Origin of the sequence: [Clostridium] symbiosum ATCC 14940 (assembly GCF_000466485.1) — a bacterium.
Lineage (GTDB): Bacteria > Bacillota > Clostridia > Lachnospirales > Lachnospiraceae > Otoolea > Otoolea symbiosa.
The window spans coordinates 1-8,267 of the sequence record NZ_KE993049.1; the positions used below are offsets into that span (position 1 = coordinate 1).

Genomic DNA, 8,267 nt, shown 5'->3' on the forward strand with positions numbered 1-8,267 from the left:
GACAGCCCCCTCACCACACCGGACATGGTCCGTTTCGGACGCGTCCTCCTAACCTCCGTTAAATATCCATCTAAACTGTTTCGTTATCAAGAATCTCCATACTTTCCGAAAATATACTGTATCCGAATATCTGAACCGGATAATGCATACAAAAAACTGCGGCATGGCAGGAACATGTTAAAGTTCCGTACCATACCGCAGACTGTTATTTCTTATCCGAAAATGACTCCCAGCACACCGTAAGACAGGATAGACATAATGACCGTAGCGATTACAATGCCTATTAATATTGCTGCAAATGCTGTTTTAAAACGCACTCTCAAAAGCGCAGCTATCAAAGAGCCTGTCCAGGCTCCCGTACCAGGGAGGGGGATCCCTACAAAAAGCACAAGTCCCCAAAATCCATATTTCTCAATCTGGTCTTTTTTACTCATCGCCTTATTCTCCAGCCACAAAGCAATTGGCCGGAACACCTTCACCAGCTTCATCCAGTCCAGTATCTTTCTGATAAGGAGCAGAATAAACGGGATTGGCAGAATATTTCCGATAATGCAGATTGGTATTGCCTGCATAATCGGTACATTGAGAAGTGCCGGCGAAGCCGCCAGAAGTCCTCCCCTCAATTCCAGTATTGGTACCATGGAAATAATAAAAATAACTGCCTCTTTTGAGATAAACTCAGAAAGATTGGCCGTAAACCACTGTACTAATGCGTCCATTCTATCTCCTATTCTTCGTTTTCGCTGTCTTCCTCTGCGAAGATGGATTCATCTGCCGCCGTCTTTACCGGAAACTGCAGTCCTGGTTCTTCACTGTCCTCATCCTCTGAGGCGCCTGCCATTTTATCCTCCATAGGAGCACCGCACTTACTGCAATACAGGGCCTCTCTCTCTACCTTGGCTCCGCACTCCGCACAGACTCTGGTTCCTTCCAGTTCTGCAATTTCGTCTTCCAGTACAGCCATCTTAATCAGACCCGCCTGGATAATCTTGAATTCATCGGCGTACTCATCTTCCAGCGCTGCTTCGTGCCTGTCATAGTATGCCTTTCCAAGACTGATATATGCTTTATTAACTTTTTCCTTTTCTGCTGACAATTTTGATTTGAGCTGGATTACGCCTGTGATATCCTTCACTTTATTGGCTGCTTCCTTGCTCTTATCACTGATTACTTTACCAAGTTCATCTAAAAATGCCATTCATTTTCCTCCTCTACAGGATATTTTTCCTCACTTATTTTATCCTGTAAAGGAGAGAAAGTCAATCAAAAGTAAAACCGGGCCACTTAAGGCAGCTTCTAATAGCCCCACATTACATCATTTTTCATATTTTCTTCCGTCAATTTAAACGTTTCTTTTACAAAATCCGGAATCTTGTCGTAGTCAAACCGCAGTCCGTATCTGACATATTCCGTCTCCTGTTCACTTCCATCTATACTCTCCGTCTGCACTGTTTCAGGCATGGCAGCCGCATCAAACTCGTCTTCCGTCTGCCCCCGCTTGACCGAAACATAGGCAGTCAGATTCACCCCGGTAAAGGTATTATTCAGATAATTTGTACAGTTCAGGCTGTCAGACAGGGAGCTGTCAAGGATCTGGCGGATCTCGTTCTTATCAGTTACCGTGACCTTCCAGCTTCCGCGCTCTTTTGAATAGACACCTTCCATTTCAGCAGAAGGTATCTCTTCCACGTCCTCTTCACTTCTGTAGTATTCCATAACAATCTTATCCACCTTGTCTGCTGTCAGGAATTCTCCCACATCAACCCCGCATTCTTTCAGCAGGCTGATTGTTTCCGTAAAGGACGGATAGATCGGATAATAAAATTTTCTGTTGAACACACTGAAGTCGCGCTTTTTTTCTCTGAGCGTATCAATCATTTCCTGCATCTCGCCCGTTTTGAACTGAATTGCTGCAATCGGGCTTTCTTCTCTTCTTGTTTCGGCAGTCAGGCCTCTTAACTCCTTCTGATACGCCTCCAGAATCCGAGCCTTCATTTCGTCATTCTTCAGGTTCACATGACTGAAATCACCGTATTCCTCATAATTGATTCCGGCCACATCCGACGCCTGATAAGAAAGAATCGGATAAACTTCCGTCTTATATTCCTCACTGTCATAAATTTTGTCGAGCGCTCCGCTTACCGCTGACAGATTCATATTATAGCGGCGCAGCACAGTTTTTCCGCCCTTCAGATGATAAGCAACCACTACCTCGTCAATCGTTTCGTCACTCGAATCACGGTAATAATAGCGGCCGCTTCTAAGGATGCCGTGGTTTCGTTTCTTTGCCTGTTCGGCATCGGTAACGCCCCTTTTTCCTATTTCAATCACCGACGTTACATCAGCCAGTTTCATCTCCTTCACCAGTTCTCCTGCTGATTTCGATTTCCAGCTCACATAATCATAGCCCCTGGAGTCACTGTTCAGCTCCAATTCAGACAAATAGTCTTCAAGAAAATCCGCGTCCATCCGCCTGCAGTAAATTCCTGCCGCTTCCATCTTGGATTCAGAAGGCACATAAGAGTCAAATCCCGACAAATCAAACCTGAAAAATGCAAGAATTGCCAATGAGCAGACTGTACAGAGTGCAAATTGTTTTTTATGTGCAAACAGTCTTCTGAAATCAAAGTTATAAATTATTTCAATAATAGCGTAGCTGATTACAAGTCCGCAGACCAGACCGAAAATGCTCCATCCGTCGCTTCCCATCATTTCTCTGAAAATCAGGCTGCCGGTGAGTGCAATCGGCACTACAAGGAGCAGCTTGATAACCGGCTGGCTTTTTCTGAATGCCATGGCGCGCCCGGCTGCCTCGGAAGGTCTTTTCTTATACAGAAATACACAGAGCGCGATAAGAAGTACGGTTACTGCAACCGCCCACAGCGCCATTGAGCCTGCTTTTTCCGGTTCTGATACCGCTCCGATATACCAGGCTGCCGGTGATGATTTTTGCAAAAGCTCTACGAATCTGTTCCCGTCCTGGTAAAAGGTAATATAATAGCTGCTGAAATAGCCGATAAGCAGCATGACCGTTCCCGGTCCCCACAGGAAAAACACTGCGGTTCCAAGTACATTGACAATGGTATTGCCGGTCATCAGAGCAGCCGCTATCACTACCGTATACATTAACAAAAAGAACGACATATGGATACAGTAAGTCTTTAACACCTCTCCCCACGGGAATATCTGCCCGGCTTTCACCTGAATCATTAATGAAGATATCAAAAGGGATATCAGATAAGGCACAGCCGTATAAAGGACGCCGTTCAGATATACGGCTGTAAATAATCTTTCACGTTTTACCGGAATTGCATGGTAAAAGTCGGTTTTCTTTCGCGAATGCAGATACGCAAATCCCGAAATACCGCAGACTACGGCAAAAACGATAAGAAGAAAAACCAACATGCCATTATCTATTGCAGTCCAGCTTAAGTATCTTTCCTGAAGCTGCTGCTTTATCACCTCGACTCCCTGCGCTTCCCTCTCCCAAACGGCATCGATTCTGTCCTGGGAAAGATAACTGCTGATTAACAGCGCCGTCTGCACCGGAAATGTAAAAAAGAATATTAATGATATCAAAGCGACTGTCCAGAGGCGCTGTTTCGTATTTTCTTTCATCAGATTAAAAAATAAGTTTTTTGATGTCATAACCGGCCACCTCCGTTTCACTGATAAATATTTCTTCCAGGGAAAGAGGAATCAGTTCAAAAAATACCGGATGGAAGGTCTGCATAACCGCTTCTATCTCTTCCTTTTTCCCCCTTATGGTCAGAGTCAGCAGGCTCCCCCTGCGTTCCGTCCTGATAATGTCAATTCCATGCAGATTTTCCGGCTCTGTACCCGGAAGAAGTACGCATTGAACCTTATGGATATTCAGCTTCATATCATCCAGATCCTTTGACAGCAGAATTCCTCCTTTGTGGAGAAGTCCCACGTGGTCACAGATATCTTCCAGCTCCCTCAGGTTATGTGAGGCAATAATCGGAGTCAGGTTCCTCTCCTCCATATCATTGGCAAAAAGGCTTTTCACTGTCTGCCTCATAACCGGATCCAGCCCGTCAAATGTCTCATCGCAGAATATATAGTCTGTGTTGGCACAAATTCCAAGAAGAACGGAAAGCTGTTTCTTCATTCCTTTTGAAAATGTATTTACCTTCCGCCTTGCATCCAAATCGAAATTGGAAAGCAGGCCGAAAAATCGCTTTTCGTCAAAATTCCTGTATACATTTCTGTAAAACTTCATCATCTCACCTGGAGTCGCGTTATTTAAAAAATACTGCTCATCCGATATATAGAAAAATTTTGATTTTACCTTATCACTCTCAAAAATGTCTTCTCCGTCGATCGTAACTCTGCCCTCATCCGGTTTCAGTATTCCGGCAGCCATTCTGAGAAACGTACTCTTTCCTGCACCATTCGTGCCTATCAATCCAAATACGCTGCCCTCTCTGATTACTGCATTAATATGATCAACGGCTTTGATATCGTCAAATCGCTTTGTCAGGTTGATTGCTTCAATCATCCGTTTCTCCTCCTTTTTCCTCCCTCTTGCCTCCAAGAGCCGGTTCCGTCATCTGATTCTTTGTCACCGGCTCATGTACGGCAGTTAACGTGGTCTCCGCAGCCGGCAGAATTTGCGGTTCTTTTACCGGAGCCGCAGTTCCTGCCGCTGGCCGCGGCCTCCTGTCACTGCTGCCATAGAACTGTATCACCTGCTCCTGAAATTGAAGCATCGTGACTCCCGTTCCCCTGGCCTCCTCCACAAGTCTGCCCAGTCTCACAAAAATTTCTTTTTTTTTCTGTTCACGAATTTGGTGATTCTCGGCCACAAAACTGCCTCTGCCCTTTACCGAATAAATATACCCCTGCCGCTCCAGTTCCGCATAGGCTCTCTGTATTGTGTTGGGATTAATCGACAATTCCGTTGCAAGGCTGCGTACAGATGGGAGCTGGCTGTTCTGCTCCAAAATTCCTCGCACCATCAGCTCAGACAGTTTTTCTACAACCTGTTCATATATAGGTCGCCGATCTTTATAGTCAATCAGAATCATAGGCTCCTCCTTTCCCGTATTATTTAAATTAAGTGTATTAATTCATTTAATACACTTAGTATACGAGAGAAGCGGTCCGCTGTCAAGCGGCCGCTCCTTACATTTTTCTTAACCTGATTAATTTATGTAGGCTTATCAGCCTGCTAACGATTAGTTAGCTGTGCTCTCCTCAATCAGAGCTGCATCGTCGGATTCTGCCGCAGCATCTTCAACCTGGCTCTCTGCTGCCTCTGTCTCCTCTGTGTCAGCTGCTTCTGTGATATCTTCTGCTGACTCAGAATTAACTTCCTCTGTGCTCTCCTCTGGTGCTGCTGTCTCCGGAGCTTCAGTTGTCTCTGCCTCGGTTACGGCTGCTGTTGTAGTGCCTGCATCGGTTCCGCCGCAAGCTGTCAGGGCGGTAGCCGCTAACATTACACTCATCATCATTACTGCTGCTGGTTTCACTAAATTTTTTTTCATAATTACATCTCCTCTTTTTTTGAATCAATTTACTTAATTCGTGGTACGCCAGTAATGATAATTTGAAATTGTGTCAAAATTGTGACCAATCTATTAATGAAGAATAAAATTATCTTCCTTTTTTTTCGAAAAAGGAAAGAATTCGTAAGAATATATTTTTAACACCCTGATTCTATCAGGATTATCCGCCTGTTAATTCTTAATTTTTTTATTGAAATTCTGTCATGTAGGGGCGGTACCTCAGAGCCAGATGGCCTCTCTGGCAGACATAATTTTCTCTTTCTTTGATTGCGACACTGTCAAAAAAGATTTTCCAGAGTGTTTCATACTCCTTCCGATCTGATTTCTCCGACAGTTTTTCCAGTCTTTTCCCCTCCTCGCCGGACAGAATGTACCAGCCTGTATTGGGAGTATATATGACAGCCTTCTCCCGGATTTCATCATAAATGATAAACCGCTCCGGCCCCAGCCGATCCGAAAAATGGAGGGCCAGCATCGGAAGAACGTCATTCTTTGGCCCAATCCTTGAAAAAAGGACTTTATTCTCCAGTTCAGAAAACCGGAGAAACTCCTTCATATTATGGGCCTCATTCTGTATGTGGCGGTTTATTCGGAATATCTCATGGACAGCAGGTATATGGAGACTTTCCGTAATCTGCTTTCCTATATGGAATCCAAAAATCAGAAATCGGTAAATTATGTCTGCCTTCTCCGGTTCATAACTGAGAGACGCCCTGTAAATCCAGCCATACGCTTCCCTGGATATCTTTTGTACAACAGCTTGTATCACCTTATCTACCTTTTCTTCGGTGACCTGCACATCGCGGTATTTTGCAAACAACTCCATATTATAGGCTCCCTGAAGCTGCAGTCTGACATTGTCATGCCCCAGTCTGCTCATCCAGGCATCATAAACGCCGCAGAGTATGGAGTCAAAATCATCTTTACATATAAATATAACCATATTACATCTCCCCCGTTAAGACAGATACCCTTTCCTCTGCAGGAGGCGCTGCCTCCATATGGAAATCATCAAACAGAGACATCTGCCTGAACAGCCCCTTTTGCTCAAGCTCCCAGTTTCGCCGCTTCTCCTCTCCCACTATCTGGTTTGCGATGGCATCTTCCGAAAGCTTCACCGGATACATCATTTTACCGGAGCAGGTTATGAAATATACCGCTCTTTTTAAAACAACCCCCATCTTTTTTAAATCTTCAAATCTTAAGACTGCCTGCTTCCTGGCGGCGACAATCCGCATCGCAGATTTAGTCCCGATTCCGGGCACCCTCAAAAGAGAGGCATAGGGAGCATGATTTACCTCCACCGGAAATTCCCCCAAATTTCTCAGCGCCCAGTCACACTTGGGATCCAGAAACACATTAAAATTAGGCTTATCCTCTGATAACAGTTCGGAGGCGTGAAACCCATAGTATCGCAGGAGCCAGTCCGCCTGATAGAGCCGGTGTTCCCTTAGAAGCGGCGGTCCTCCCGGCAGAGCCGGAAGGAGGCTGTCATGATTCACGGGGACAAAGGCAGAGTAAAAGACTCTCTTAAGCCCGAAATTCTTGTAAAGCGCCTCTGCTACCGCCATCATCTGATAATCACTCTCCTGTGTGGCTCCAACAATCATCTGAGTACTCTGACCGGCAGGCACAAAATACGACTTATGATTAGATACACGGCCCACGCCATAATTACCATACACAGACTTTCCCGGAATAACTGCAGGGCGTGCGGCATCCGCTCCGGTGCCGGAACGGGACAGTACCGGCGTTGACGCGCCGGCAGCCTGCGGCAGGCTTTCCGAAAGCTCCGTCCGCGGCCCCGGCGTTTTACCGGCGGGCGCAGTCCTTAAAGAGTCTGTGAGAAATCCCGGCGGCAATATAATCCCCTTCTTTTCCAGGAGCCCTTCACGGGCCATCTGATTTACAATTCCCCTCTGAATCTGCCGCATCGGCTTTAATATCTTATCCCTTGTCTTTCCCGGCGCCAGCTTCCTCAGCCCTTCGGCGGTTGGAAGTTCCAGGTTCACGCTCATCCTGTCTGCCAGGAAACCGGTCATCTCAATCAGGGTCGGATCGGCTCCCGGTATCGCCTTCACATGAATATAACCGTTAAATTTATGCTCATTGCGCAGCAGATAAAGAGTTCTGTAAATTTGCTCCATTGTTTTATCCGGTGTGTCAAGAATTCCGGAGCTGAGGAACAGCCCCTCAATATAATTCCTCCGGTAAAACTCCATCGTCAGGCGGCAGACTTCCCCGGGTGTGAACGCAGTGCGGACAGTATCATTGGAACGTCTGTTCACACAGTACCTGCAGTCATAGATACACTGGTTCGTGTAAAGAATCTTCAGGAGAGAAATGCATCTGCCGTCGGCAGCAAAGCTGTGGCAAAGTCCGGCTTCACTTGCGCTTCCGATGCAGCCGTCCTTCCCCTTCCTTTCCACTCCGCTGGATGTACAGGCGACATCATACTTAGCTGCATCCGTTAAAATTTTGAGTTTTTCTTCTATTGACAGATTCTCCTGTATCAGCATTAACTTTCTCCTTTATATAAGCAATGAACCGCATTGTGATAATCCATTGTACTGCTTGTCACCGGCACATCACTGCACAGATTTATAAGAACATTTGTTCTATCCTCATTTTATCACATTCTGATTTTGATGGCAAGAGTTTTCTCGAACATTCGTTCTTTTTTTATGAGACATTATTCCCTACCGCCGCAGGCATTGGCTCACTTAGCGAGTGTAA

General features: G+C 45.7%; 7 protein-coding genes and 1 pseudogene. All 8 read right to left on the reverse strand.

Annotation, left to right across the window (positions count from 1 at the left end; genetic code table 11):
* Positions 1 to 212: 212 nt before the first annotated feature.
* Complete coding sequence (locus CLOSYM_RS21455) at positions 213 to 719, reverse strand: COG2426 family protein (protein ID WP_003510534.1); 507 nt, start codon at positions 717 to 719, stop codon at positions 213 to 215.
* An 8-nt stretch (positions 720 to 727) separates the two neighbouring features.
* On the reverse strand, positions 728 to 1,198 hold the full coding sequence (locus CLOSYM_RS21460) for a zinc ribbon domain-containing protein (protein ID WP_003510533.1): 471 nt from the start codon (positions 1,196 to 1,198) through the stop codon (positions 728 to 730).
* A 98-nt stretch (positions 1,199 to 1,296) separates the two neighbouring features.
* Complete coding sequence (locus CLOSYM_RS21465) at positions 1,297 to 3,648, reverse strand: DUF6449 domain-containing protein (protein ID WP_021643814.1); 2,352 nt, start codon at positions 3,646 to 3,648, stop codon at positions 1,297 to 1,299.
* Entirely contained in the window at positions 3,623 to 4,522 is a 900-nt protein-coding gene (locus CLOSYM_RS21470) for an ABC transporter ATP-binding protein (RefSeq protein WP_021643815.1), read from the reverse strand. Before CLOSYM_RS21470 ends, CLOSYM_RS21465 begins: the two co-directional genes overlap by 26 nt.
* Positions 4,523 to 4,709: 187 nt before the next feature.
* A pseudogene (locus tag CLOSYM_RS24185) lies at positions 4,710 to 5,051 on the reverse strand (GntR family transcriptional regulator); the annotation flags it as partial.
* 150 nt (positions 5,052 to 5,201) lie between these two features.
* Positions 5,202 to 5,510 carry a hypothetical protein gene (locus CLOSYM_RS21480; protein ID WP_021643817.1) on the reverse strand — a complete coding sequence of 103 codons (309 nt, stop codon included), beginning with the start codon at positions 5,508 to 5,510 and terminating at the stop codon, positions 5,202 to 5,204.
* Between the two features lie 208 nt (positions 5,511 to 5,718).
* Positions 5,719 to 6,474 (reverse strand): TIGR03915 family putative DNA repair protein, encoded by a 756-nt coding sequence (locus tag CLOSYM_RS21485; protein ID WP_021643818.1) that lies wholly within the window; start codon positions 6,472 to 6,474, stop codon positions 5,719 to 5,721.
* A gap of 1 nt (position 6,475) precedes the next feature.
* On the reverse strand, positions 6,476 to 8,050 hold the full coding sequence (locus tag CLOSYM_RS21490; protein WP_021643819.1) for a putative DNA modification/repair radical SAM protein: 1,575 nt from the start codon (positions 8,048 to 8,050) through the stop codon (positions 6,476 to 6,478).
* Positions 8,051 to 8,267 lie beyond the last annotated feature (217 nt).